We start from the raw sequence: 25,270 nt of genomic DNA, 5'->3' as shown, positions 1-25,270 counted from the left end.
AACCAATGAGTAACCGATACAGCCTCGCAAATTCTTTCAGATAATTAACTCGTCACTGCGGCACGTTCTCTCGTAAGGCGTGCCTGCTGTGTAATCCAGTATGTATCCGGCATAGTTGACGGTTTAATAGAACTCAATTCCTCTCCCAGGTCACCAACAACGATATCTTGTATAACACCCCAGGAGATACGACATTATGATGAGATGCGATATGCTCCTCAGCGCCAATCAACGCCCGGGCTGGGCCAGTTTTGAGATCAGACTCATTCCCGGACTGACTTCAGGCGACATATATCAATGACGTTGGGGCAATAAAAGATAGCCGATGTAATACATCTATTCAAATTTGTGATACATGTCAAAAAATTGGTTGACCAAACTCGTTATTTATATAAGGGCACTTACGAAGTGCACTCTTTTTTAAAGCGAGGAAGTACCAATGAAAGAGAATAAAGTACAACAAATCAGTCATAAACTGATTAATATCGTTGTTTTTGTCGCAATTGTAGAATACGCCTATTTATTTCTCCATTTCTATTAATAACGGCAATAAACTGTTCACTTCAGTGATATTAAAAAATATGCATCCTCTCCCTTTTTTGTAAGTAATTATTATATCCGTGGGAGAGGAATACACGCTGTCCGGCAATCAATCAAACTGCGATAAATCATCGGCCAGTAAAATGGAGATAGCCTCCATTCTCGAAAAATTCATACTCTCAGCGAAACCATCACTCATCAAGGCGTTTATGGGAGCGTCGCCAATGGCTGCTAACAATGCCAGACTTCCCCGTTGCCGAAATTCCACATACCACAAATGGTCACAGGGATTGGGTGTTGAAATGATCCGGATGAGCATGTATCTTTATGGTTATGTTATAACATAACAGGTAAAAATGATGAAGCCCAATATCCATCCTGAGTATCGTACTGTGGTGTTCCACGACACCAGTGTTGATGAGTACTTTAAAATCGGCTCGACTATCAAAACAGACCGTGAGATTGAGCTGGATGGCGTAACGTATCCGTACGTGACAATTGATGTCTCTTCTAAATCGCACCCGTTCTATACAGGGAAGCTGAGAACAGTGGCATCAGAAGGAAATGTTGCACGATTCACCCAACGTTTTGGTCGTTTTGTTAGCACGAAAAAGGGGGCATGATGAAAGTCCTTAACTCTCTGCGTACCGCAAAAGAACGCCATCCAGACTGTCAGATTGTGAAGCGAAAAGGACGGCTATATGTGATTTGTAAATCTAATCCACGTTTTAAGGCCGTTCAGGGTCGTAAGAAAAAACGTTGATTCAAAATTCGACGAATTAACGATATTTGTCTGATTAATAATCAGACCGGATTAATGTTGGTGTATTTATTACACCAGCATTAATTTTCCTGAGGATGTATCTTCCTGTTCATTTAAGGTCAACTGCCTGACGTTTCTCTCCGAATATTCCATTATATTAATGTTGACTTGTTGACCAGGTGCGCCCTGTATGCTGGCATCAACTCTCTTTTAGACTGAACACGCCACTCAGTTTCCTCCCTTTGCGACGCAGCCTGCATTTACACTCAAACGGTTAAGATGATAAATGTGGTAAATCTGTTGGTACTGACATAAAAACGTTTACGCCACAGGAACGGCCTGATCCACCGGTAACCCCATCGCCGACGTTCGAGTGCCAGTTAGAGTAACGCGCACAGATGACTGAATGCAGTGCCCTGGCAAAGAGGCCATCGTTCCTGTGACAACTGGCAGTCTTCGTTTAACTTCACTTAATTTGGCTCTTAGGGGGCTTACCGGACAGATGACGTACTTACACCTGTTTAATTTTTCATCACTTATTGGGATGAACACCCATAACCATTTTGTGCGGCATGTTAATCCATTAAAACACCTTACTGATTGGCAAATCATCTTTAATTATGACTCATGATAGTTTTATATTCTATTTCTTATCATTTAAACTTGTTTTTTTACTAGTCCATTACACAACACATTAAGACTATTCCTAACACCTCAGGGCAAAGTTCCTGGCTAATATAAAATGCAAGTAAGAATTGAACGTTATATTGCCAATAACCTTATGAAACTGAATGTCTTTTTCTTCTTATCAAAAAAGCAATATTTTCATTTTTTGTAAATATTGACTTAACCATGGAATTCCTTTTCTGTTCACATATTGACACTCATCAGGAAAAAAACATAAATTTAAACCCAATCGAAATAATTAAAACTTAATCTCGTTTAACCTATATTGATATGTGCTACGTATCTTATTTACTTCCGATTTACTAAAGAAACTGAATGTACCTGTAAAAATTACAGGTTTGGAAAGTAGTGACATGGCAAAATGATTACAGCAGGGACTATGAGGTTAAAAACCATATGGAATGTCAAAACCGTTCTGATAAATACATCTGGTCTCCCCATGACGCCTACTTCTATAAAGGACTATCTGAACTGATTGTGGATATCGACAGATTAATTTATCTATCGCTGGAGAAAATCAGAAAAGATTTCGTGTTTATCAATCTCAATACGGATTCTTTAACTGAGTTTATAAACCGTGATAATGAGTGGTTATCCGCGGTAAAGGGGAAACAGGTCGTATTGATTGCGGCCAGAAAGTCAGAAGCCTTAGCAAATTATTGGTATTACAACAGCAATATTAGGGGCGTGGTATACGCTGGACTGAGTCGTGATATTAGAAAAGAACTGGCCTATGTGATTAATGGCAGGTTCCTGAGAAAAGATATTAAGAAAGATAAAATCACTGACCGGGAAATGGAAATTATCCGCATGACGGCTCAGGGAATGCTGCCTAAATCGATTGCCAGAATTGAAAATTGTAGTGTGAAGACAGTGTATACCCATCGGCGTAATGCTGAGGCCAAGCTGTACTCAAAAATATATAAGTTGGTTCCGTAAACTCCAGGCAAGTTAGTTTTAAAAAATGACTCACAGGGACATCACGTCCTCAATTCAACTCGGGAAGAAAAGCAATGAAAAAAAAGGTTCTGGCAATAGCTCTGGTAACGGTGTTTACCGGCATGGGTGTGGCGCAGGCTGCTGACGTAACAGCTCAGGCTGTAGCGACCTGGTCAGCAACAGCCAAAAAAGACACCACCAGTAAGCTGGTTGTGACGCCACTCGGTAGCCTGGCGTTCCAGTATGCCGAAGGCATTAAAGGTTTTAACTCACAGAAAGGTCTATTTGACGTAGCTATCGAGGGTGACTCAACGGCTACCGCCTTTAAACTGACCTCACGTCTTATCACCAACACCTTAACCCAGTTGGATACCTCAGGTTCCACACTGAATGTGGGCGTTGATTATAACGGCGCGGCAGTCGAAAAAACTGGCGATACCGTGATGATCGATACCGCCAACGGCGTACTGGGCGGCAACCTTAGCCCACTGGCTAACGGTTACAATGCCAGCAATCGTACCACCGCACAGGATGGTTTCACTTTCTCCATCATCAGCGGCACCACCAATGGTACCACCGCAGTAACCGATTACAGCACTCTACCGGAAGGCATCTGGAGCGGCGACGTTAGCGTACAGTTCGACGCTACCTGGACCAGTTAATCTCTCTGATGTACCAGCAGGGGTACCCCCCTGCTTTATTCCTAGACGGAATTGTTATGAAAAAGCACCTTCTGCCTCTCGCTCTGCTGTTTTCCGGAATATCTCCGGCCCAGGCGCTGGATGTCGGCGATATATCATCGTTTATGAACAGTGACAGCAGCACGCTGAGCAAAACGATCCAAAACAGTACCGACAGTGGCCGCCTCATCAATATCCGTCTCGAACGGCTCTCTTCACCGCTTGACGACGGGCAGGTTATCGCAATGGACAAGCCGGATGAGTTGCTACTCACTCCCGCCAGCTTGCTGCTACCCGCCCAAGCCAGCGAAGTGATCCGCTTCTTCTATAAGGGACCAGCAGATGAAAAAGAGCGCTACTACCGCATTGTCTGGTTTGATCAGGCCCTCAGTGATGCGCAGCGCGATAATGCCAACCGTAGCGCTGTGGCCACTGCTTCCGCCCGCATCGGCACCATTCTGGTCGTCGCCCCCCGCCAGGCGAACTACCACTTTCAGTACGCCAACGGCTCCCTGACAAATACAGGAAATGCGACGCTGCGGATCCTCGCCTACGGCCCCTGCCTGAAAGCCGCCAATGGTAAAGAGTGTAAAGAGAATTACTACCTGATGCCGGGCAAGTCGCGTCGTTTTACCCGCGTGGACACGGCGGATAACAAAGGACGGGTTGCACTTTGGCAGGGTGATAAGTTCATTCCCGTGAAATAGATAGCTGTGCAGATGGATAATGACAATGCCTTTACGACGGTTCTCCCCAGGACTGAAAGCCCAGTTTGCCTTCGGCATGGTCTTTTTGTTCGTTCAGCCCGATGCCAGCGCTGCTGACATAAGTGCGCAGCAAATAGGTGGGGTGATTATTCCGCAGGCCTTCAGTCAGGCGCTTCAGGACGGCATGAGCGTCCCACTTTATATTCATCTCGCCGGTAGCCAGGGGCGCCAGAACGATCAGCGAATCGGCAGCGCTTTTATCTGGCTGGATGATGGACAGCTACGCATCCGGAAAATACAGCTGGAAGAGAGTGAAGATAACGCCAGTGTCAGCGAACAAACTCGACAGCAGCTGATGGCTCTGGCGAACGCCCTGTTCAATGAGGCCCTTACCATCCCCCTGACTGACAACGCGCAGCTGGATCTCAGCTTGCGCCAACTGCTGCTGCAGCTAGTGGTCAAGCGCGAAGCGCTGGGCACCGTACTACGCTCACGTAGCGAAGACATCGGGCAGTCCAGTGTTAACACCCTCAGCAGTAATCTGAGCTATAACTTCGGCGTCTATAACAACCAGTTGCGTAACGGCGGGAGCAACACATCCAGCTATCTGTCGCTGAATAACGTTACTGCACTGCGCGAACATCACGTGGTGCTCGACGGCTCGCTGTACGGGATCGGTAGCGGTCAACAGGACAGTGAATTATATAAAGCGATGTATGAACGCGATTTTGCCGGTCACCGATTTGCCGGTGGAATGCTCGACACCTGGAACTTGCAGTCCTTAGGGCCGATGACCGCCATTTCAGCAGGGAAGATTTACGGCCTTTCCTGGGGAAACCAGGCCAGCTCCACCATCTTCGACAGCAGCCAGTCAGCCACGCCAGTGATCGCCTTTTTACCGGCGGCGGGCGAAGTACATCTCACCCGTGATGGGCGGCTACTAAGCGTTCAGAACTTCACTATGGGCAATCATGAAGTGGATACCCGGGGTCTACCGTACGGTATTTACGATGTGGAAGTTGAGGTCATCGTTAACGGTCGCGTGATCAGCAAACGCACTCAGCGGGTCAATAAGCTGTTTAGCCGGGGGCGCGGCGTCGGTGCGCCACTGGCGTGGCAGATATGGGGCGGTAGCTTTCATATGGATCGCTGGTCGGAAAACGGGAAAAAGACGCGACCAGCTAAAGAGAGCTGGCTAGCAGGTGCCTCGACCTCCGGCTCACTGAGTACGCTTAGCTGGGCGGCAACGGGATATGGATACGATAATCAGGCGGTGGGTGAAACCCGTCTGACGCTGCCGCTTGGGGGGGCGATCAACGTTAACCTGCAAAATATGCTGGCCAGTGACAGCTCATGGAGCAGCATCGGCAGCATCAGCGCCACTCTACCGGGAGGCTTTAGTTCGCTGTGGGTTAATCAGGAAAAAACCCGCATTGGCAATCAATTGCGACGTAGCGATGCCGACAACCGTGCAATCGGCGGCACACTCAACCTGAACTCACTGTGGTCGAAGCTGGGTACGTTCAGCATCAGCTACAATGATGACCGCCGCTACAACAGCCATTATTACACGGCAGATTACTATCAAAGTGTCTACAGCGGTACCTTTGGTTCGCTTGGCCTGCGGGCCGGTATTCAGCGCTATAACAACGGCGACAGCAGCGCCAATACAGGGAAATATATCGCTCTCGATCTCTCGCTACCACTGGGCAACTGGTTTAGCGCAGGGATGACCCATCAAAACGGCTACACCATGGCAAACCTGTCAGCACGCAAACAGTTTGATGAAGGAACCATTCGCACTGTTGGTGCCAATCTGTCACGAGCCATCTCCGGCGATACCGGTGATGACAAAACCCTCAGCGGTGGGGCGTATGCACAGTTCGACGCTCGTTACGCCAGCGGAACGCTGAACGTCAATAGCGCGGCGGACGGCTACATCAATACCAATTTGACCGCCAACGGCAGCGTCGGCTGGCAAGGTAAAAACATCGCTGCCAGCGGGCGGACCGATGGCAATGCTGGGGTGATATTCGACACTGGCCTGGAGAACGATGGTCAGATCAGCGCCAAAATCAACGGGCGGATTTTCCCGCTTAACGGCAAGCGTAACTATCTCCCGCTCTCTCCCTATGGAAGATATGAGGTGGAGTTACAGAACAGCAAAAACTCACTCGACAGTTACGATATCGTCAGCGGTCGCAAAAGCCATCTGACTCTCTATCCAGGCAATGTCGCTGTCATTGAGCCAGAAGTGAAGCAGATGGTTACCGTCTCCGGTCGTATCCGTGCGGAAGACGGCACACTGCTGGCTAACGCACGGATTAACAACCATATCGGCCGAACCCGAACCGATGAAAACGGCGAGTTTGTCATGGACGTGGACAAGAAATACCCCACTATCGATTTTCGCTACAGTGGCAATAAAACCTGCGAAGTGGCACTGGAACTCAACCAGGCGCGCGGTGCCGTTTGGGTCGGTGATGTGGTCTGCAGCGGCCTCTCATCGTGGGCGGCGGTGACGCAGACAGGAGAAGAGAATGAGAGTTAACCTACTGATAGCGATGATAATCTTTGCGCTAATCTGGCCTGCAACCGCGCTCAGAGCGGCAGTGAGCAAAACAACCTGGGCGGATGCTCCGGCACGCGAGTTTGTGTTTGTCGAAAACAACTCAGACGACAACTTTTTCGTCACTCCTGGCGGGGCGCTGGATCCGCGCCTGACCGGTGCCAACCGCTGGACCGGTTTAAAATACAATGGTTCAGGAACCATCTATCAGCAAAGCCTCGGCTACATTGATAACGGTTACAACACCGGCCTTTATACCAACTGGAAGTTTGATATGTGGCTGGAAAATTCACCAGTTTCATCTCCTTTAACTGGCTTGCGCTGCATCAACTGGTACGCTGGGTGTAATATGACCACCAGTCTTATCCTGCCGCAAACCACCGACGCCAGTGGATTTTATGGCGCGACGGTGACCAGCGGCGGCGCGAAGTGGATGCACGGCATGTTGTCAGACGCGTTTTACCAGTATCTGCAACAAATGCCCGTCGGCAGCAGCTTTACAATGACCATCAATGCCTGCCAGACCTCTGTGAACTATGACGCCAGCAGCGGCGCACGCTGTAAGGATCAGGCCTCCGGCAACTGGTATGTTCGCAACGTCACCCATACGAAAGCAGCAAATCTACGGTTGATAAATACCCACTCGCTGGCGGAGGTGTTTATCAACAGCGACGGAGTACCGACTCTGGGCGAAGGGAACGCCGACTGCCGGACGCAAACCATCGGCAGCCGTTCAGGATTAAGTTGTAAGATGGTTAACTATACCCTGCAAACAAACGGACTCAGCAACACCTCAATCCATATATTCCCGGCGATCGCCAACTCGTCGTTAGCCTCGGCCGTCGGGGCGTACGATATGCAGTTCAGTCTGAATGGCAGTTCATGGAAACCGGTGAGCAATACTGCCTATTACTACACCTTCAACGAGATGAAGAGCGCAGACTCGATCTATGTTTTCTTCTCGAGCAACTTCTTTAAGCAGATGGTGAACCTCGGGATCAGCGATATCAACACCAAAGATCTATTCAACTTTCGCTTTCAGAACACCACATCACCGGAGTCTGGCTGGTATGAATTTTCTACCTCCAACACGCTGATTATCAAACCCCGTGATTTCAGCATCAGTATTATCTCCGATGAATATACTCAGACACCGTCGCGGGAGGGATATGTTGGCAGCGGCGAGTCGGCACTCGATTTCGGCTATATCGTAACCACCAGCGGTAAAACAGCTGCCGACGAAGTGCTGATCAAGGTGACCGGACCCGCGCAGGTGATTGGCGGGCGCTCCTATTGTGTCTTCAGCTCCGATGACGGTAAGGCGAAAGTACCGTTCCCGGCGACACTTTCCTTTATTACCCGCAACGGAGCTACAAAAACCTACGATGCCGGGTGCGATGATAGCTGGCGGGATATGACCGATGCGCTGTGGTTGACCACACCGTGGACTGATATCTCTGGCGAAGTGGGGCAGATGGATAAGACCACAGTCAAATTTTCGATTCCAATGGATAACGCCATTTCGCTGCGTACGGTAGATGATAACGGCTGGTTTGGCGAAGTCAGCGCTTCAGGAGAAATTCATGTTCAGGCGACGTGGCGTAACATTAACTAAGGCCCTGCTGACAGCGGTCTGTATGCTGGCGGCACCTTTGACACAGGCGATTTCGGTCGGCAATCTGACATTTTCGCTGCCGTCCGAGACTGACTTTGTCAGCAAACGTGTAGTGAATAACAACAAAAGCGCACGGATATACCGTATTACCATCAGTGCTATCGATAGCCCGGGCAGCAGTGAATTGCGCACCCGACCGGTGGATGGTGAACTGCTTTTCGCCCCCCGCCAGCTGGCGTTGCAGGCTGGTGAGAGCGAGTATTTTAAATTTTACTATCATGGTCCACGGGATAACCGCGAGCGCTACTACCGGGTCTCATTTCGCGAGGTCCCCACTCGCAACCAGACAAGACGCAGCCCAACCGGCGGCGAGGTTAGCACGGAGCCGGTGGTGGTGATGGATACCATTCTGGTAGTACGACCTCGTCAGGTTCAGTTTAAATGGTCCTTCGACAAGGTGACAGGAACGGTAAGTAACACTGGCAACACATGGTTTAAGCTACTGATTAAGCCAGGATGTGATTCGACCGAAGAGGAAGGCGATGCCTGGTACCTACGTCCGGGAGACGTGGTTCATCAGCCTGAGTTACGTCAGCCGGGGAATCATTATCTGGTCTATAACGACAAATTTATTAAGATTAGCGATTCCTGTCCGGCTAAGCCCCCTTCGGCGGACTAAGACTTATCCATCGGTCGAGGGAAGAGCTCCACCTCAGAGACTCAAAAATCGTTTAAATAATGTGGAAGCGATCGTCAATGTCACCTGTAACGATGGGCTTTCTCATATGTACACCATAGTGTTCAGGAGACGCGGAAAGGTACCAGGCAGCCTGCTAACGAGTGGTTTATTCACGAATTAGTACGTAAAATCGGTAACGGCTGGAAATCATTCAATACTCACACTATCGAAAGTTCCCCAGCCAACCGCGGTACGTTCTTACATACGATGTACCGCTGTTCTCTTTACGATTTATAGCTGTACTGGTGAATTATGAGCAATCTGAATCCATGCATGACGTGTGGTGCCTGTTGTGCATTTTTCCGCGTCTCTTTTTACTGGGCCGAAGCCGACGATGCTGGCGGTACCATTCCCGCCAGGCTCACTGAACAAATATCCCCTTTTCACCGATGCATGAGCGGTACCAATCAGAAAAACCCCCGATGTATTGCCCTTGCAGGAACACCGGGCAAAAATGCCTGCTGCACGATATATAAAAATCGATCGTCCACGTGCAGAGAATTCGCCATGTCTGGTGAGAACGGAGTCGTCAATGAGGCTTGCAATCGTGCAAGAGCTAAATACGGGCTGACACCGTTATAAATATGCAATAATTAATTGCACTGCCCCGCCAGCTATAATCGCGGGGCTTCGTTTTTCAGGGATAACAAAACCCGAAACTTCTTCCATCTGCCAGCAACAATGCCTCTTCCTCTATAGTGTTCTCCGGATCTACAGCATCCTGAAGTAGCGCGATGTACTCATTGGCTATCTGCATCAGAAAGTTAAAAACAATGTTTTTAACCTATAAAAATGGCGCTTTATTTGCGCCATTTTTATCATTCAATGCATTATCTGTTTGAGCCTAAAGGGATCTCAGGGTCTGGCTCATGAGTAATTCTGTTTCGTAAATCTCTGCGAATAATTTCAATGGACCAGAACCAGACTAAATGTCCAAAAATTTCAGAAACATTCTCATACCAAGGGAGATCAAACAGAGGTGGCGTCAGTCCCATGAGAGGGAATGAAATCATATGAACAAAAAGTTGGGCTAAAGCACCTGCCAGTAAGCCCTGCCAGAGTTTAATTTTTGGAAATACTTCAGCGACCACACAATAACCGACAGCAAACACTATCGAAAAGATAATGTGCGTAACACCAACCCAGTTAAAGACATGCCCGGCAAAGGTATAAACAGCCGCATTGGGATCTGTCAGTCCCAACCAATCCCGAAGAAAAATGTACGGAGGATTGAGAAAGTTACGGGAGCAATCAATTTGGCCTGCAGCCCTGATTAATGATTCCGGGCCACACGCTGCATTAAACATATCCACCGGGCTACGTGGCGGCAATGGAACTTCAGCCCCCCACTTCACAAATGCGGAAACAACGCCAGCAATCAGCCCAATGAATGCAGCAAGACCATAACGTCTGCGGTTCGGTGGAGTTTGTTCAAATATATTCATATCTACCCTGCTTGTACCATTATGTTATACACCTCTTCAGGAGTATTCATAAAACAAGACAAATATAAAGAACTGTATTGTTTTGTATAACAAAATAGTTTCCTAATCGCCAATGAATATAAGCACCATCATTTCTCCCTATTGTTATATTAGAAGTGACAACGATTTGCAGGGTGATGCTGAGCTGACAATCACAGGTTTCCTTATCGGTTTTTGCATCGCACAACTAAAGCAATAAACTAGCTCCCGTCATCGGCGAATATGAATTAATTAGCCGGGCTCATAGCTGCATTCGCGTTTTAAGAATAATCCTCCTGCTCTCACCGACTATGCTTAACGTTTAAAAAAGCATCAGCACTCTCGCAACGCACTCTTATTTTCCCCTTTAGAATACCGGAGGCCTGGTATGAGCAACCAAGGCGAATATCCCGAAAATAATCGGGTTGGGAAGCACGAGCCGCACGATTTTAGTTTGACCCGGCGCGATCTGATTAAAGTGAGCGCCGCAACGGCGGCGACCGCCGTGGTTTATCCTCATTCTACGCTTGCGGCAAGCGTTCCGGCAGCTACACCCGCGCCAGAGATAATGCCCCTGACACTTAAGGTGAACGGCAAAACCGAGCAGTTGGACGTTGATACCCGAACCACGCTACTGGACGCTTTGCGTGAAAATCTGCATCTGATCGGTACCAAGAAAGGTTGCGATCACGGGCAGTGCGGAGCCTGTACCGTGCTGGTCAATGGTCGCAGGCTTAATGCCTGCCTGACGCTTGCAGTCATGCATCAGGGGGACGAGATCACCACCATTGAAGGCCTGGGTTCACCAGAGAATCTTCACCCCATGCAGGCGGCCTTTATCAAGCATGATGGCTTCCAGTGCGGCTACTGCACCTCCGGGCAAATTTGCTCATCAGTAGCGGTGCTAAAAGAGATTCAGGACAGCATTCCCAGTCACGTCACGGTCGATTTGGTTTCCCCTCCAGAAAGAACTGCCGATGAGATCCGTGAACGTATGAGCGGCAACATCTGTCGCTGTGGTGCATACGCTAACATCCTTGCCGCCATTGAAGATGCTGCGGGGGAGATAAAATCATGAAGGCGTTTACCTATGAACGAGTGAACACCCCGGCCGAGGCGGCACTTAGCGCTCAGCGCGTACCCGGCGCAAAATTTATCGCTGGCGGGACCAATCTGCTGGACCTGATGAAGCTGGAAATTGAAACGCCAACCCACCTTATCGATGTGAACGGGCTCGGGCTCGATAAGATTGAAGTGACCGACGCGGGTGGGCTGCGCATCGGCGCACTGGTACGGAACACCGACCTGGCAGCTCACGAGCGCGTGCGTCGTGATTACGCGGTACTCTCCCGCGCCCTGCTCGCTGGCGCGTCTGGTCAGTTACGTAATCAGGCAACCACCGCAGGTAATCTGCTCCAGCGCACGCGCTGCCCCTATTTTTACGACACCAATCAGCCCTGCAATAAGCGCCTACCCGGGAGCGGCTGCGCGGCACTTGAAGGCTTTAGCCGTCAGCACGCGGTGGTAGGCGTAAGCGAAGCCTGCATTGCCACCCATCCGAGCGATATGGCGGTCGCAATGCGGTTGCTGGATGCGGTGGTGGAAACCATCACGCCGGAGGGAAAGACTCGCAGTATCACACTGGCTGATTTTTATCACCCTCCGGGAAAAACGCCGCACATTGAAACCGCCCTGCTTCCCGGTGAGCTTATCGTTGCGGTGACGTTACCTCCGCCGCTCGGCGGAAAACATATCTACCGCAAGGTGCGCGATCGCGCCTCCTACGCCTTTGCCCTGGTATCGGTCGCGGCGATTATTCAGCCTGACGGCAGCGGGCGCGTCGCGCTGGGCGGAGTAGCACATAAGCCCTGGCGCATTGAGGCTGCGGATGCTCAGCTATCCCAGGGGGCGCAGGCCGTGTATGACGCGCTGTTCGCCAGCGCCCATCCCACCGCTGAAAACACCTTTAAACTCCTGTTGGCGAAGCGAACGCTTGCCTCCGTACTGGCTGAAGCGAGGGCACAGGCATGAAATTTGATAAACCCGCAGGGGAAAACCCGATCGATCAGCTGAAGGTTGTCGGTCGTCCCCATGACCGCATCGACGGACCGCTGAAAACTACCGGCACGGCACGCTACGCCTACGAATGGTATGAAGAAGCTCCCAACGCCGCCTATGGTTATATCGTCGGTTCCGCCATTGCCAAAGGATGCCTCACCGCCCTCGATACGGACGCCGCGCAAAAAGCGCCGGGCGTACTGGCTGTCATTACCGCCAGTAACGCCGGGGCACTCGGCAAAGGCGACAAAAACACCGCCAGGCTGTTAGGAGGCCCCACTATTGAGCACTATCATCAGGCCATTGCGCTGGTAGTGGCCGAGACCTTCGAACAGGCGCGAGCGGCGGCCTCGCTGGTGCAGGCGCACTATCGCCGTAATAAAGGAGCTTACTCCCTGGCGGACGAGAAACAGGCCGTCAGTCAGCCGCCGGAAGACACGCCCGATAAAAATGTTGGTGACTTTGACGGGGCTTTCACCTCCGCTGCGGTGAAGATTGATGCTACCTACACGACCCCGGACCAGAGCCATATGGCGATGGAGCCGCATGCCTCGATGGCCGTCTGGGATGGAAATAAGCTTACCCTCTGGACCTCAAATCAGATGATTGACTGGTGCCGCACCGATCTGGCAAAAACGCTGAAAGTGCCCGTGGAGAATGTGCGTATTATCTCCCCGTATATCGGTGGAGGGTTTGGCGGCAAGCTGTTCCTGAGAAGCGATGCGCTGCTGGCGGCCCTCGCCGCCCGTGCGGTGAAACGTCCGGTTAAAGTGATGCTCCCCCGCCCCACTATTCCCAATAACACCACGCACCGCCCCGCCACCCTTCAGCACCTGCGTATCGGTGCCGACCAGAGCGGGAAAATCACCGCTATCTCACATGAAAGCTGGTCCGGAAACCTGCCCGGTGGCACGCCGGAAACGGCGGTACAGCAAAGCGAATTACTCTACGCAGGGGCAAACCGTCATACAGGCCTGCGGCTCGCCACGCTTGATTTGCCGGAAGGGAACGCCATGCGTGCGCCCGGCGAAGCCCCCGGTCTGATGGCGCTCGAAATCGCGATCGACGAACTGGCGGAAAAAGCGGGCATCGATCCCGTCGAGTTTCGCATCCTGAATGACACTCAGGTTGACCCCGCCGACCCGACGCGCCGCTTCTCTCGCCGTCAGCTTATCGAGTGCTTGCGCACCGGAGCGGATAAATTTGGCTGGAAGCAGCGCAACGCCACACCCGGACAGGTACGCGACGGGGAGTGGCTAGTCGGCCACGGTGTTGCGGCGGGCTTTCGCAATAATCTGCTGGAAAAATCGGGTGCGCGGGTTCACCTAGAACAAAACGGCACCGTTACCGTGGAAACGGACATGACCGATATTGGCACCGGCAGCTACACAATTCTGGCTCAGACGGCAGCGGAAATGCTTGGCGTACCGCTGGAGCAGGTTGCGGTTCACCTCGGCGATTCCAGTTTCCCGGTTTCTGCGGGTTCTGGTGGACAATGGGGCGCGAATACCTCCACCTCCGGCGTTTACGCCGCCTGTGTGAAACTTCGCGAAATGATTGCCTCGGCAGTCGGGTTTGATCCTGGGCAGTCGCAGTTTGCCGACGGCAAGATTACCAACGGTACCCGAAGCGCCACGCTACATGAGGCCACCGCAGGCGGCAGGCTGACAGCGGAAGAGAGCATTGAATTCGGAACACTGAGCAAGGAGTACCAGCAGTCGACCTTTGCCGGGCATTTTGTGGAGGTCGGCGTGCATAGCGCGACGGGAGAAGTTCGGGTCCGGCGTATGCTCGCTGTGTGTGCTGCAGGACGCATCCTGAATCCGAAAACTGCACGCAGCCAGGTCATTGGCGCGATGACTATGGGCATGGGCGCGGCACTGATGGAGGAGCTGGCGGTAGATGACCGTTTGGGCTACTTCGTTAATCACGATATGGCGGGGTATGAGGTGCCGGTTCATGCGGATATCCCAAAACAGGAGGTGATTTTCCTGGATGATACCGACCCCATCTCCTCCCCGATGAAGGCCAAAGGTGTCGGTGAGCTGGGCCTGTGCGGCGTGAGCGCGGCTATCGCCAACGCGGTGTATAACGCCACCGGTATTCGGGTACGGGATTATCCCATCACTCTGGATAAGCTGCTCGATAAGCTGCCGGATGTGGTTTAAGGAGGAACAATGTCATACTCGCTTTTTGACAAAGACGAGCACTGGCATAAGCCAGAGCAGGCGTTTCTCACCGATGACCACCGGGCCATTCTGCGCTTCGCCGTAGAGGCGCTAATGTCCAGTAAAGGAGCGGTGCTGGTGACGCTGGTGGAAATACGCGGCGGCGCGGCGCGCCCGCTCGGGGCGCAGATGGTGGTGCGCGAAGATGGTCATTACTGCGGTTTTGTCTCTGGCGGCTGCGTGGAGGCCGCTGCCGCTTTTGAAGCGCTGGAGATGATGGGCTCAGGCCGCGATCGCGAAATTCGCTATGGTGAAGGTTCGCCGTGGTTTGACATCGTTCTGCCCTGCGGCGGTGGGATCACGCTGACGCTCCATAAACTACGCTCGGCACAACCTCTGCTCGCCGTGCTGAACCGCCTGGAACAGAGAAAACCGGCGGGTCTGCGCTACGATCCGCAAGCACAATCGTTGGTGTGCCTGCCCACGCAAACCCGGACGGGCTGGAATCTCAATGGCTTTGAGGTGGGGTTCAGACCATGCGTCAGGCTGATGATTTACGGACGTTCTCTTGAGGCGCAGGCAACCGCGAGTCTTGCAGCAGCCACAGGCTATGACAGCCATATCTTCGATCTTTTTCCGGCCTCAGCCAGCGCTCAGATCGATACCGATACGGCGGTCATTTTGCTGTGCCATGATCTCAACCGGGAACTGCCAGTGTTGCAGGCCGCGCGAGAAGCAAAACCCTTTTATCTCGGCGCATTGGGCAGCTATCGAACCCACACTTTACGTCTGCAAAAGCTCCACGAGCTGGGATGGTCCAGGGAGGAGACAGAGCAAATCCGGGCACCTGTCGGGATATTCCCCAAAGCCCGGGATGCGCATACTCTGGCCCTTTCCGTACTGGCAGAAGTCGCCGCTGTACGTCTCCGTCAGGAGGATTCATGCCTGCCCCCATCGTCCTGATCCTCGCGGCGGGGCGTGGGGAGCGCTTCCTCACCTCCGGGGGAAATACCCATAAATTAAGAGAAAAATCTGCAGTAGCCGTTTAAGAAAATCACCTAAATCGTTTAAAAGAGCGCCCAACCCATAGTGGGCGCTTATCGCCTTGTGAAACTTATTCAGCAACGCGCGCCTCGCCGGACTAAAGCGCACCGGCCTTCTGGCGTGCGGTAACAAAGGTCAGTACGCCAGCGCAAAGGAGCAGCACGCTACTCATAGCAAACGTGCTCTGCCAGCCAAGGCGGTCAAACACAATGCCTCCTGCCGTTGATCCAAGGGCGATGGCGAGCTGAATCACCGCGACCATGAGCCCGCCTCCAGCTTCGGCGTTGTCAGGCAACGTACGCGCAATCCATGTCCACCATCCGGTTGGCGCGGCGGTGGCCAGCATGCCCCAGAGTCCTAACAGCAGCGAGACCGTCCAGACGTGATGCCCGGTAAGCATCAGACCGATGGCAATGACGGCCATCAGTCCGGGTATGGCCATCAGCGTGGGGTAGAATTTTCTGTTGAGAAATGCCGAAACAACCAGCGTGCCAATAAAACCGGCCACGCCGATAATCAGCAAAATCGACGACAAGCCTAAGGAATTAACCCGTGTCACCGACTCCAGAAACGGGCGCACATAGGTGAATAGCGCAAACTGCCCCATGAAAAACAGGCCACAAGCTATCATGCCGACCACAACCATGCGGCGGCTAAATAAGCGGAATACCGCGCCACATGAAGTGTGGCTTTTATTCGCATCCATGCTTGGCAGGCTGATGCACTGCCAGATAAAGGCGACAACCGCGATGGGCACCAGGCACAAGAAAGCGCCTCGCCATCCGACCGTAGCCCCCAGATAGCTTCCCAGCGGTGCGGCCACGACCGTCGCCAGCGCATTACCGGCGTTGAAAATTGCCAGCGCACGCGTGACCTGATGCTGCGGCACCAGACGAATCGCCGTTGCCGCTGACATCGACCAGAATCCGCCAATAGCCACACCAATCATCGCACGACCGACCATATACATCAGATAACTGGAAGCCAGCGCAATAATAAGCCCCGATACGGCCATCAGAACCGTCATCCCCAGCTGCAGGAACTTACGATTCATCTTTCCAGCTAGCGTTGAAAGCGTCAGGCTGGTCAGAACCGCCAGCGCGCCGGAGATAGCAATCCCCTGCCCTGCCAGCCCCTCCGTCACGCCTAAATCGCGGGTAATCGGCGTGAGCAGGCTGACGGGCATAAATTCAGAAGCAATCAGCACAAACACGCACAGGGTCATGGCAAAAATACCGCCCCAGTATGCGCGCTGATGATGAGGTGATAGTGTTTGGCTTAGTGTCGACATAGTGAAATTTCACAAAGATCAGGATAAAAGCCACCAGCCTATGGCCGGTGGCTTTGCATCAATTCAGGAGAGGTTTTATTTCAGTTTGGTCTGGAAAAATTGTTCGAACTTCGCGAAAGGTATTTTTCCGGCCACGTTATCGTACAGGTCCACGTGATTTGCCCCTGGTACCACCACCAACTCTTTGTCTTTACTGCCAACCGCCTTGTAAGCATCTTCAGCAAAATAGCGTGAATGTGCTTTCTCACCGGTCACAATCAGCGTCGGAATGGTGATTTCACTGGCGTAGCTCAACAGCGGCATATTCATAAATGACAGCGGCATCGTTGCCGTCCACGCCCCGGTAGAGTTAACGGAACGTTCGTGGAAGCCGCGCGGCATGCGATAGTAGTCAAAGAACTCTTTCAGTACCGGATGAGGATTTGCCGGCAGCGTTTCTGGCAGAATGCGCTCGCCCGCACTGACCTTGCCGTTGCTGTCGACATTAATATCATGACCACCGTGAGCGAACGTTCCGCTCTGCGCATCCTTCCAGCGCTGTTCATTCAGATATTGCAGAACAGCACGACGGTCGGCGGTAGAATAACGGTCTTTGCCATCCCCCACACCATGGCCCATCGCCCGGCTCATGTCATACATCACGCTGGTAGCTACCGCTTTAACGCGGGTATCCATCGCCGCGTCGTTCAGCGCCATGCCGCCCCAGCCACAAATACCGAGCAGCCCGATACGGTTGCGATCTACCTCTTTTTGCAGCCCTAAGAAATCCACTGCCGCGCTGAAATCTTCAGTGTTGATATCCGGTGAGGCGACGTTTCGCGGATAGCCGCCGCTTTCCCCGGTGTAAGAAGGATCGAACGCCAGGGTAACAAACCCTCGTTCCGCCAGCGTCTGCGCATACAGGCCGCTGGATTGCTCTTTCACCGCGCCAAATGGCCCACTGACCGCAATCGCCGCCAGCTTGCGATCGCCACGGTCTTTAGGCAGGTAAAGATCGCCCACTAAGGTGATGCCATATCGGTTCGGGAACGAGACTTTACGGTGATCGACTTTCTGGCTCTCGGCGAACGTTTTATCCCATTTATCTGTCATGGACACAGGGGCATTAGGATTGGTTGAATCAGCATAACTCATTGTCGTGACTCCACTTAATGATGCGAAAAGCAGCATGGTCGGCATCGCGGTTTTTAGCGTGCGGGTGAAGGCTTTCATAAAAATCCCCATAAAAAACAACAGAGAGATACAGGTTTCCGACGGACAACGCTGCGGTGCTTTACTTTGATGGGGTCATTATAGTGAGCAGAATTAGTGCTGATTAGGGGGCGATTAATGCTAAGATTAATACCATATTGTTATAAATTAATGTGGAGATTGCCGGCATGAAGGGGGGATGTTTCAATGGCGAAAAGGGAGAACTACAACGAGCTGTACCTGTTTATGCAGGTGGTGCGGGAAGGCAGCTTTACCGCAGCGGCTCAGCGGCTGGGTCTTGCTCAGTCAGGAGTCAGCCGTTCTGTTCGCGAGCTTGAAGAAAGGCTGGGTGTCCAGCTGCTAGTGCGCACCACGCGTAAACTGTCGCTGACACAAGCAGGCGAGCAGCTCTACCAGAAGACGGCATCTGGATTTGAAATGTTAGATCTTGGGCTTGCCACGCTGGCGCATTATCGAGAGACGCCCTCCGGCACGGTGCGTATCAATGCCAGCCAGCACGCGATTGATAAATGCCTGCTGCCAAAGCTGGCGGTATTTAAACAGAGATATCCTGATATCCGGCTTGAACTGATAAATGAGAGCCGGTTCGTCGATATCATCGAGGAAAGATTCGATGCAGGTGTCCGCCTGGGGCCTGAAGTCGGCCAGGGTATGGTCGCGGTACGCATCACGCCCGATATGGAGATGGCAATTGTGGGGACTCCGGAACATTTTCGTCGCTATGGTTTTCCGCAAACCCCGGCGGATTTAAAGGCGCATCCCTGTATCGCCTATCAGTTTGCCGACGGCAGCGTATACCAGTGGGAACTCAATCAGGATGATAAAAAAATCACTCATCGCCCTGAAGGGCAATGGGCCCTATCCGACAGCTATATGGAAGCAGAAGCCGCCCGGCTGGGCCTCGGATTGGCCTATGTTCCTGTTGAACTGGTCGCGGATGATTTAGAACACGGTAAGCTTATCAGGGTGTTGCAGCGTTACAGCCTGCGAATGGAGGGATTGTTTCTCTATTACCCTCATCGCAACGTCTCCCCCGCCCTGCGGATGGTCATTGATACATTGAAAATCTGAACGTTAACAACGACCGACTCTTCACTGTGCAAAATTGTGTCAGGTAGTCCCTCTGCGTTCAATTCCAGGGTCTGCTTTGAGCGAGAAAGAGGGGACTATCCAGCAATGGAGATCACCCAAAAGAAAAAACCACCTGGCTCCCTCGACAACCTTCATCCGGGCATTTAGCCTCAATCAACATTTTTATATCTGTCAGGTTACTTCATTATGAAAACTGATCATCATCGTTGTTTTTGTTGCAATAGTAGAATACGCGTATTTATTCCTCCATCTCTATTAATAACGGCAATAAACTGTTCACTTCACTGATATTTAAAATATGTATCCTTTTCAAGCTGTTCAGCGGCGTAAGAAAAAGTATTAATTATGAATTCGATGATTTAACCATATCTGTCTGATTGGTAATCATCCGTGATTAATGCTGGTCTATTGATTACGCCAGAACCCTCTCTAGCTTATTCACCGCCGCCACATACTTCGCCGGATTTTTATCTTTAAGCACCGCCAGATTGCGTTGCTTCCAGCGAATAGCCGGAAGATGCTGAATTTCAGGATAGCGATACCGCGACCAGTCAGGGCTGTTTTGCTTAAAACTGAGCAAGAACTCGCGATCCAGATCCGTAAGATGTGACTTCAACGCCTGCGGCAGCAAAGTCGTTACTGACAGAAGCGATTCCAGCGACGTTTCCTGTTGCGTCATCCCTGAAAATTCCTGCGCGTACAACGTGGCGATCCGCTCTGTATCCCAGTTTGGAGCCAGCAACTCGGCGATGGGGCGGGGATGGCCTGCCAGATAACAAAGAAAACCGTCAAAGATCTCCCGCATCAGTCCCGGTTTCTCCAGCATATTCAGCACATCAAACAGATCGCGCGGGTGCTGACGATCAAGCGCAGCGCAGATTTTACCGCCATAAAGATCCGCCAGCGAGACGACACTCATGGTGGTGAAGCCATACTCCATTTCCACACGTTCGCACACAGGCATTTCTGCCGGAGGCAACAACAGCCCGCGCCAGACCGGGCTAACCTCGATCTTAATCTTTGCATCAGCGGTATTCACAATGATGCGCTTTTCATCCGCTTTATTTTCCTGCCGAATCGCGGTGATCCCCGGTCTGCCGTTCAGCGATGCAGTAATCCTCTTCAAAGCGTCGTTGATAGCCGCCAAATCAGTATCGCGATCCGCAAAGCTCTTGTACGCCAGATCAATATCCACCGACAGACGGGGAAAATCCTGCACAAACAAATTGATTGCGGTGCCGCCTTTCAACGCGAAACAGGACTCCTTCGCCACATACGGCAGAGCGGCCATCAACAGTTTGACCTGCCGGGCATAGCTATCACGCAGATCCATCTTCGACTCCTTCCGGTTTAAATGCGCGTGGAACAGTAATTTGATAATCCGGCTCCAGCCAGCCGCCGGGTATGATTTGCCGCTTTCCCGTACCTGTTTCTATACCGCTTTGATCAATATACTGAAAATAAGGGTGTCCATTACGCCGGGCAAGGTAAAGCATCACCCGGTTGGTTTTAACCGAATGGCTGGCGCGAAGCAGTGCCTGCAATTTGCGTGGGCTGAGAAGATTCAACCCCTGAAACAGAGCATCGGCATGTTCGAACGAGATTAACGAAGGAACGCCGCAGGCGATCTCATACGCGGCCAGTTCCGGAACACTGCCTGCTAACTGGCGGTCGCCAATTTTCAGTTCCGTAGTAAATGGCGTTACATCAGCGGTAAGGCCTGACGTATACAGCGTGACAAACGTTGCGGATTGTTCAAAGGCAGAAAACCATCCCGGCAGTTTGACGTAAGCCGGAAGCGCGAGCCAGACCTGCGGCTTACCCTGTTCGGTATAGTGCGCATGACCCTGAAGCGCAAGGCTGGTTAGCCCCGCCACCCGAACAGGCTTTTCCCACTGCGATTGCAGGCAGTAAACCGCATCCACCCAATCCGGTTCACGACCCGTCCGGCAGTATACGCCGTGAGCGATCCGCCTGAGCCAGCCATTCTTCACATAGAGATAAGAGAGCTTACGATCTATGCCGTTGCGGGTAAGCCATGACTGGAGCAGCACCTGGCCGGGTAGCGTGTGCTGCATCAGCCAGTTTAGATAGTTTGGCAACTGTCGCCTCTGAATAGACATTAGTACAAATATTTAAACCAGTGTAGATTCAGGGATACGCCACAGCAAGAAATAGTTTACTTATTCCTCATTTTGTCGACTAAAAATCGACATTAAACAAAAAATTCAAACTTAATCACTTTCGGGAAAAATGTGACAAATATATGCTCGGACTGGTTGCGGGGAGCGTGTAACATGGATACAAATCAAAATTATTGCCAGCCTCACTGATGGATTACTGGTGTCAAGAGCCCCCCTTCGGGCATGAAACGGCTGGCTAATTCTGTACAGACTGTAATCTAAGGACGATAACGCATGACATATCAGGCAATTTTCACTGGCTGGGATGATCTGACGATTGAAGACCTTCTGGTCGCTTACCGGAAAGCAAAAGCCGATAGCTTCTTTGAGAATACATTTCCTGTTGCTATCAAATTTGCCGAGTATGAGCAGGAATTACTTGAAAACCTGCAAAAACTCTTAGATCTTTTGCAGAGCGAAGATGGATTCAGTAGCAATAAGAAGTTGATTGGCAAATTTCGTTTGTTACCGAAAAAATTAACCACAAAGAAAAAACATGAATCCCAAAATGGACACGTCCACTTTTCTAATCCTAAACGAGCAGCCGACCATTTATTTAATAATTTTGATCTGATACCAGAGTTTCGTATTATTGGTGACTTCCCGGTTGATAGTCACATTATCTCTGCACTATGGATTAACATGGTCGGGCATAAATTTGATGCCAGCTTAGATAACTGTTGCTATGGCGCGCGGCTAAAGCGTATTCGTAATGATGAATTATTTAGCAATGAGCAGGATAATCCATTCCATATCAGTGCCGTGGGTTCTTTTAGCCCCTACTTCCAGCCCTACCAAAAATGGCGTGGTGATGGCTTAAAAGCTATACGTGACGAGTTGGAAAAAGATCGTGACATTATCGCCGCCTCACTGGATTTAAAAAGTTACTATCATTTTATTGATCCACTGGCTATAACCTCTGATGATCTCTATAACACACTAAACATAAAACTGACTGAGGATGAAAAAGCGTTTACTGCACAGTTAGCAGTATTCTTAAAGCACTGGTCTGACGGCGCAGCGGCATTTGGAAAGAAAATAGCGTACAAAACACCTGTTATTAATGGTGGTCTGGTCATTGGATTAACAGCCAGTCGGATCATTTCAAATATATTGCTACACCATTGGGATAAATTAGTCATTGAAAAACTATCACCAATTCACTACGGTCGTTATGTCGATGATATGTTCCTTGTAATACGCGATACAGGGACAATTACTAATAATCACGAATTTATGTTATTGCTGCAAGATAGGCTTGGCAATGATTGCGTTTATTTGAAAAACGAGCAAAAACAAATATGGCAAATACAGCAGGGCGAGCATTTCCAGGGTAAGACCACCATCCAGTTACAATCCGATAAGCAAAAACTTTTCGTGCTTCAAGGGAGGGCTGGAATAGACCTGCTCGACAGTATCGAAAAGGAGATCTACGAGCTTTCTAGTGAACACCGCTTGATGCCTTCACCGGATCAACTGGAACACTCCACCGCAGCTAAAGTCCTTTCCGCTGCCGGTAGTGTAGGTGAAAATGCCGATACTCTGCGCCGTGCGGATGGATTAACCATTCGTCGTTTGGGCTGGTCACTGCAATTACGCTACGTTGAAACACTGGCACGAGATCTGCCTCCAAGTGAATGGAAAGAACAGCGGGAAGAGTTTTATCAGTTTGCCTACAACCATATTCTTAGGGCTGATAATCTATTTGCACATTTTAGTTATCTGCCAAGGCTGCTTGGCTTTGCTATCAGTATGAATGAATGGCAGCACGCGGAAAAAATTGTACTTAAAGCTTACGAATCCATCAACCTGTTGGCATCGGTGATTACTTCAGGTAAGGAAGTGAATATAAATGGTTGCAAAACTCGAGCAGTAAATGATCTTTGGCGCTGTATAAAAGGCACATTAAGCTGGCTATTTGTTGATGCAGCGACACGATATTACAGTCCTGACAGATTATTTCTTGATAAACGTTCAAAGAAAGAAGAGTGCCTTGCGGATACATTTTTTAATCATATTTCACAAAGTCTGACGAATCTAAAGGATTTACTGGATCTTCGCTTTGATTCAGCAGATTTTTATTTAAAAGCGCCATTGGTAGCTCGAGCTGATTTAGCAAAGGAACCTTATAAACAGATCGTAAAGAGTCAGTCGGCAGAAAAACTTGTTAATCAGCGTGATAGTAAAAAAGAAGTTAAAATACTGAAATTAATGAGCGACTCATCGCTTATTGATATTGACGTTATTAAGCTATTTTTGAAATCAACCAAGAATACCCGACTGGAAAAAGTGGCTAAAGGAAATCGTAAGAACGAAAGTTACCTACCTTACATTTTCCCTACACGTCCTTTAACACCCGCTGAAATATCAGAACTGGCCCCCGAATGTGTTGGATTACCCTCCACATCCGACAAAAAACCAGATGAGAGACCGTCCACCATTTGGGCAAAATATACTCAAGCATTACGCGGAGTATGGATCAAACCGACGTTGCTAGCATCGGAGCAGGACTCAGATGAAGCGACAAAAAAAGCTCGGCCTAAGAAATTCATTCATATTGGCACAGACAGGAAACATAAAGTTGTCGTTGCGCTAACCAGCATTAAAACAGAGGAGGACGACTGGGCTAAAATGGCCTGCAATAAATCTAACTTGTCCCGTTCAAGGTACCAGCGGATTTCTGAACTGGTTAATGCAACATTGAAACTATCTCCTAAACCTGATTATGTTTTATTCCCTGAGCTTTCAATCCCGTTACGCTGGGTTAACAGTATTGCTGATCGTTTGAGTTCGGCGGGTATCAGTCTAATTGCGGGAACAGAATACCGCCACTTAGACGATAATCAACTGAAGAGTGAGGCCGTACTTGTCCTTTCAGATAACAGACTCGGCTATCCAGCGAGTGTCAAAATATGGCAACCCAAGCTGGAACCCGCCGTAGGTGAAGATGAGGCATTATTTTCAATTTATGGTAAGTCTTGGGATTCGACACTTAATGTTAAACAACGTAAGCCGGTATATATTCATCACGGCGTCAATTTTGGCGTTATGATTTGCTCTGAACTCCAGAATAGTAAAGCGAGGATCCGTTTTCAGGGCGCACTCGATGCATTAATGGTATTGAGCTGGAATAAAGATCTAGATACGTTTGCATCGTTGATTGAATCAGCAGCGCTGGATATTCATGCCTATACTATTTTAGTGAATAACCGAAAATACGGCGATAGTCGCGTACGTTCCCCGGCAAAAGAACCCTTTATGCGTGATATTGCTCGTGTGAAGGGCGGTGATAATGACTTTGTGGTCGCTGCAACGCTGGATATCGACTCGTTAAGGGCATTTCAGAGCAGGGCAAAACGCTGGCCTAAAGGCGGCGATAAATTCAAACCGTTACCTGAAGGATTCCAGTTGGCAAAGAACCGCAAAAAGCTACCGCCAAAATAAGAAACTGATTTTCGCTATTAATAATCAGGGTATTTTTGCGTGAGATGTTGGTAAACATGATGTAGCCCTTGCCACT

At 50.4% G+C, this 25,270-nt stretch carries 21 protein-coding genes and 2 pseudogenes; 17 read left to right on the top strand and 6 right to left on the bottom strand.

The window, feature by feature from the left end; all coding sequences use genetic code 11:
• Window positions 1-439: 439 nt before the first annotated feature.
• From ykgR to ykgO, 3 genes are all read left to right on the top strand, one after another.
• On the top strand, window positions 440-541 hold the full coding sequence (gene ykgR / locus ACJHYD_RS15405) for a small membrane protein YkgR (RefSeq protein WP_000662258.1): 102 nt from the start codon (window positions 440-442) through the stop codon (window positions 539-541).
• 358 nt (window positions 542-899) lie between these two features.
• On the top strand, window positions 900-1,163 hold the full coding sequence (locus tag ACJHYD_RS15400) for a type B 50S ribosomal protein L31 (protein WP_000803998.1): 264 nt from the start codon (window positions 900-902) through the stop codon (window positions 1,161-1,163).
• Window positions 1,163-1,303 carry a type B 50S ribosomal protein L36 gene (ykgO, locus tag ACJHYD_RS15395; protein WP_000866436.1) on the top strand — a complete coding sequence of 47 codons (141 nt, stop codon included), beginning with the start codon at window positions 1,163-1,165 and terminating at the stop codon, window positions 1,301-1,303. Before ACJHYD_RS15400 ends, ykgO begins: the two co-directional genes overlap by 1 nt.
• 34 nt (window positions 1,304-1,337) lie before the next feature.
• Here ykgO and ykgL read toward each other — a convergent pair.
• Window positions 1,338-1,563 (bottom strand): annotated as a pseudogene (gene ykgL / locus ACJHYD_RS15390) (protein YkgL).
• 823 nt (window positions 1,564-2,386) lie between these two features.
• Here ykgL and ecpR point away from each other — a divergent pair.
• The 7 genes from ecpR (at window position 2,387) to ACJHYD_RS15355 (ending at window position 9,821) form a co-directional block, all read left to right on the top strand.
• A complete protein-coding gene (ecpR, locus tag ACJHYD_RS15385) occupies window positions 2,387-2,929 on the top strand; it encodes an ECP biosynthesis operon DNA-binding transcriptional regulator EcpR (protein ID WP_001305433.1) in 543 nt (180 codons plus the stop codon).
• A 74-nt stretch (window positions 2,930-3,003) separates the two neighbouring features.
• The gene (gene ecpA, locus ACJHYD_RS15380; protein ID WP_000730972.1) at window positions 3,004-3,591 is read left to right on the top strand and encodes a common pilus major fimbrillin subunit EcpA; all 588 of its coding nucleotides are present in this window, start codon (window positions 3,004-3,006) and stop codon (window positions 3,589-3,591) included.
• A gap of 56 nt (window positions 3,592-3,647) precedes the next feature.
• Window positions 3,648-4,316, top strand: coding sequence for a fimbrial chaperone EcpB (ecpB, locus tag ACJHYD_RS15375; protein ID WP_000716404.1), 669 nt, complete (start codon window positions 3,648-3,650; stop codon window positions 4,314-4,316).
• Window positions 4,317-4,341: 25 nt separating this feature from the next.
• Window positions 4,342-6,867 (top strand): fimbrial usher EcpC, encoded by a 2,526-nt coding sequence (gene ecpC / locus ACJHYD_RS15370; RefSeq protein ID WP_001550669.1) that lies wholly within the window; start codon window positions 4,342-4,344, stop codon window positions 6,865-6,867.
• Window positions 6,857-8,500, top strand: a complete 1,644-nt coding sequence (gene ecpD / locus ACJHYD_RS15365) for a fimbrial adhesin EcpD (RefSeq protein WP_001265646.1) — start codon at window positions 6,857-6,859, stop codon at window positions 8,498-8,500. Before ecpC ends, ecpD begins: the two co-directional genes overlap by 11 nt.
• Window positions 8,469-9,179: a fimbrial chaperone EcpE gene (ecpE, locus tag ACJHYD_RS15360; protein WP_001550668.1), complete on the top strand. Its 711-nt coding sequence runs from the start codon at window positions 8,469-8,471 to the stop codon at window positions 9,177-9,179. The genes ecpD and ecpE overlap by 32 nt, the downstream gene beginning before the upstream one ends.
• Before the next feature lie 312 nt (window positions 9,180-9,491).
• The gene (locus ACJHYD_RS15355) at window positions 9,492-9,821 is read left to right on the top strand and encodes a YkgJ family cysteine cluster protein (RefSeq protein WP_001303809.1); all 330 of its coding nucleotides are present in this window, start codon (window positions 9,492-9,494) and stop codon (window positions 9,819-9,821) included.
• Between the two features lie 248 nt (window positions 9,822-10,069).
• Here the strand turns inward: ACJHYD_RS15355 and ACJHYD_RS15350 are convergent, their stop codons facing one another.
• Complete coding sequence (locus tag ACJHYD_RS15350; protein WP_001019920.1) at window positions 10,070-10,684, bottom strand: YagU family protein; 615 nt, start codon at window positions 10,682-10,684, stop codon at window positions 10,070-10,072.
• Window positions 10,685-11,090: 406 nt separating this feature from the next.
• Here ACJHYD_RS15350 and paoA point away from each other — a divergent pair, with 406 nt between their 5' ends.
• Genes paoA through paoD form a run of 4 tightly spaced genes read left to right on the top strand, consistent with a single transcriptional unit; the run spans window position 11,091 to window position 15,891 of the window.
• A complete protein-coding gene (paoA, locus tag ACJHYD_RS15345) occupies window positions 11,091-11,780 on the top strand; it encodes an aldehyde dehydrogenase iron-sulfur subunit PaoA (RefSeq protein ID WP_001550667.1) in 690 nt (229 codons plus the stop codon).
• A complete protein-coding gene (gene paoB, locus ACJHYD_RS15340) occupies window positions 11,777-12,733 on the top strand; it encodes an aldehyde oxidoreductase FAD-binding subunit PaoB (protein ID WP_000643332.1) in 957 nt (318 codons plus the stop codon). Before paoA ends, paoB begins: the two co-directional genes overlap by 4 nt.
• The gene (gene paoC, locus ACJHYD_RS15335) at window positions 12,730-14,928 is read left to right on the top strand and encodes an aldehyde oxidoreductase molybdenum-binding subunit PaoC (RefSeq protein ID WP_001550666.1); all 2,199 of its coding nucleotides are present in this window, start codon (window positions 12,730-12,732) and stop codon (window positions 14,926-14,928) included. The genes paoB and paoC overlap by 4 nt, the downstream gene beginning before the upstream one ends.
• A gap of 9 nt (window positions 14,929-14,937) precedes the next feature.
• Window positions 14,938-15,891, top strand: a complete 954-nt coding sequence (paoD, locus tag ACJHYD_RS15330; RefSeq protein WP_001550665.1) for a molybdenum cofactor insertion chaperone PaoD — start codon at window positions 14,938-14,940, stop codon at window positions 15,889-15,891.
• Window positions 15,892-16,069: 178 nt separating this feature from the next.
• On the opposite strand, the gene ACJHYD_RS15325 is transcribed toward paoD, so the two are convergent.
• Together ACJHYD_RS15325 and ACJHYD_RS15320 are read right to left on the bottom strand one after the other, a co-directional pair.
• On the bottom strand, window positions 16,070-17,197 hold the full coding sequence (locus tag ACJHYD_RS15325) for an MFS transporter (protein ID WP_001550663.1): 1,128 nt from the start codon (window positions 17,195-17,197) through the stop codon (window positions 16,070-16,072).
• 141 nt (window positions 17,198-17,338) lie between these two features.
• Entirely contained in the window at window positions 17,339-18,397 is a 1,059-nt protein-coding gene (locus tag ACJHYD_RS15320; RefSeq protein WP_122987197.1) for an alpha/beta hydrolase, read from the bottom strand.
• A gap of 264 nt (window positions 18,398-18,661) precedes the next feature.
• On the opposite strand from ACJHYD_RS15320, the gene ACJHYD_RS15315 reads away from it, so the two are divergent.
• Together ACJHYD_RS15315 and ACJHYD_RS15310 are read left to right on the top strand one after the other, a co-directional pair.
• Window positions 18,662-19,546 carry a LysR family transcriptional regulator gene (locus ACJHYD_RS15315; RefSeq protein WP_001119037.1) on the top strand — a complete coding sequence of 295 codons (885 nt, stop codon included), beginning with the start codon at window positions 18,662-18,664 and terminating at the stop codon, window positions 19,544-19,546.
• Between the two features lie 211 nt (window positions 19,547-19,757).
• Window positions 19,758-19,826: pseudogene (locus ACJHYD_RS15310) on the top strand (hypothetical protein); the annotation flags it as partial.
• Window positions 19,827-19,979: 153 nt separating this feature from the next.
• Here the strand turns inward: ACJHYD_RS15310 and ACJHYD_RS15305 are convergent.
• Window positions 19,980-20,900 (bottom strand): nucleotidyl transferase AbiEii/AbiGii toxin family protein, encoded by a 921-nt coding sequence (locus ACJHYD_RS15305; protein WP_000365809.1) that lies wholly within the window; start codon window positions 20,898-20,900, stop codon window positions 19,980-19,982.
• The gene (locus ACJHYD_RS15300) at window positions 20,887-21,669 is read right to left on the bottom strand and encodes a type IV toxin-antitoxin system AbiEi family antitoxin domain-containing protein (protein WP_001550661.1); all 783 of its coding nucleotides are present in this window, start codon (window positions 21,667-21,669) and stop codon (window positions 20,887-20,889) included. Before ACJHYD_RS15300 ends, ACJHYD_RS15305 begins: the two co-directional genes overlap by 14 nt.
• A gap of 315 nt (window positions 21,670-21,984) precedes the next feature.
• Between ACJHYD_RS15300 and ACJHYD_RS15295 the strand changes: the two genes are divergently transcribed.
• On the top strand, window positions 21,985-25,194 hold the full coding sequence (locus tag ACJHYD_RS15295) for an RNA-directed DNA polymerase (protein WP_001521910.1): 3,210 nt from the start codon (window positions 21,985-21,987) through the stop codon (window positions 25,192-25,194).
• Window positions 25,195-25,270 lie beyond the last annotated feature (76 nt).

This window comes from Escherichia sp. WS1368 (genome assembly GCF_046487485.1).
Lineage (GTDB): Bacteria > Pseudomonadota > Gammaproteobacteria > Enterobacterales > Enterobacteriaceae > Escherichia > Escherichia coli.
Note: the sequence above shows the minus strand (reverse complement) of the source record. Positions and strands in the feature narration are given on the sequence as shown.

Coding starts and splice junctions, on each gene's coding strand:
- ykgR (WP_000662258.1), top strand. CDS start 440: ATGAAAGAGAATAAAGTACAACAAATCAGTCATAAACTGATTAATATC.
- ACJHYD_RS15400 (WP_000803998.1), top strand. CDS start 900: ATGAAGCCCAATATCCATCCTGAGTATCGTACTGTGGTGTTCCACGAC.
- ykgO (WP_000866436.1), top strand. CDS start 1,163: ATGAAAGTCCTTAACTCTCTGCGTACCGCAAAAGAACGCCATCCAGAC.
- ecpR (WP_001305433.1), top strand. CDS start 2,387: ATGGAATGTCAAAACCGTTCTGATAAATACATCTGGTCTCCCCATGAC.
- ecpA (WP_000730972.1), top strand. CDS start 3,004: ATGAAAAAAAAGGTTCTGGCAATAGCTCTGGTAACGGTGTTTACCGGC.
- ecpB (WP_000716404.1), top strand. CDS start 3,648: ATGAAAAAGCACCTTCTGCCTCTCGCTCTGCTGTTTTCCGGAATATCT.
- ecpC (WP_001550669.1), top strand. CDS start 4,342: ATGCCTTTACGACGGTTCTCCCCAGGACTGAAAGCCCAGTTTGCCTTC.
- ecpD (WP_001265646.1), top strand. CDS start 6,857: ATGAGAGTTAACCTACTGATAGCGATGATAATCTTTGCGCTAATCTGG.
- ecpE (WP_001550668.1), top strand. CDS start 8,469: ATGTTCAGGCGACGTGGCGTAACATTAACTAAGGCCCTGCTGACAGCG.
- ACJHYD_RS15355 (WP_001303809.1), top strand. CDS start 9,492: ATGAGCAATCTGAATCCATGCATGACGTGTGGTGCCTGTTGTGCATTT.
- ACJHYD_RS15350 (WP_001019920.1), bottom strand. CDS start 10,684: ATGAATATATTTGAACAAACTCCACCGAACCGCAGACGTTATGGTCTT.
- paoA (WP_001550667.1), top strand. CDS start 11,091: ATGAGCAACCAAGGCGAATATCCCGAAAATAATCGGGTTGGGAAGCAC.
- paoB (WP_000643332.1), top strand. CDS start 11,777: ATGAAGGCGTTTACCTATGAACGAGTGAACACCCCGGCCGAGGCGGCA.
- paoC (WP_001550666.1), top strand. CDS start 12,730: ATGAAATTTGATAAACCCGCAGGGGAAAACCCGATCGATCAGCTGAAG.
- paoD (WP_001550665.1), top strand. CDS start 14,938: ATGTCATACTCGCTTTTTGACAAAGACGAGCACTGGCATAAGCCAGAG.
- ACJHYD_RS15325 (WP_001550663.1), bottom strand. CDS start 17,197: ATGACCCTGTGCGTGTTTGTGCTGATTGCTTCTGAATTTATGCCCGTC.
- ACJHYD_RS15320 (WP_122987197.1), bottom strand. CDS start 18,397: ATGAGTTATGCTGATTCAACCAATCCTAATGCCCCTGTGTCCATGACA.
- ACJHYD_RS15315 (WP_001119037.1), top strand. CDS start 18,662: ATGGCGAAAAGGGAGAACTACAACGAGCTGTACCTGTTTATGCAGGTG.
- ACJHYD_RS15305 (WP_000365809.1), bottom strand. CDS start 20,900: ATGGATCTGCGTGATAGCTATGCCCGGCAGGTCAAACTGTTGATGGCC.
- ACJHYD_RS15295 (WP_001521910.1), top strand. CDS start 21,985: ATGACATATCAGGCAATTTTCACTGGCTGGGATGATCTGACGATTGAA.